A 593-nucleotide genomic window follows, 5' to 3' on the forward strand; every position below is an offset into this window, starting at 1 on the left:
GCCTCGGTGTTTAAAACGGTCTCCACGCCGTCAACCGTTGTGCGCCCTGCATCCAAACGAATATTCTTCTCCGCAACTAAAACAGCATCCCCACCCGCCGCAAAATGCCCCCCTTGACTAAAGATATCCCCGCCATGCACATGCAATTGGTGATTTGCCGCAATCCGCCCTGAATTGGTTATCGTGGAATTGCTGGTATTCTGGCTGGTGATATTCACATCATCGCCCATGATCAAAGCTCCAGCAGAAACAAAGGAGGCTCTGTCTTTTTCGGGGATGTAAAGCACCGGAGCATAAACATCCATGCCCTTGACCTGTTGGCGCACATAAATCACCATCGGCGCTTCTAGGGACGCCAATTGTTCTTCACTCAAAGCCTCACCAAAGGGGAGATTGTGGGCTTTTGCATATTCTGCCCCGACATCCAGCAAAGTTTTGACTTGTTCAATGGCATCACTTCCAGGAATAAAGGAACCTTTGCCCAAACCTTGACCAACAAGATCACGCATTTGTTTTTCAATCAATTCCTTTTCGAAATAAGCATCGCCTAAGAAAAAAATCTCTCTGTCAGGATTGTAACCAATTCTGTTCAA

Annotated in this window: 1 protein-coding gene; it reads right to left on the reverse strand. The window is 47.2% G+C overall.

Annotation, left to right across the window (positions count from 1 at the left end; translation table 11 throughout):
* A partial coding sequence (locus tag ACFIO3_RS15885; RefSeq protein WP_375704794.1) for a hypothetical protein occupies nt 1-593 on the reverse strand: 593 nt, incomplete at both ends.

The sequence above is a fragment of the Bartonella sp. AD328YNZD genome (genome assembly GCF_042196425.1).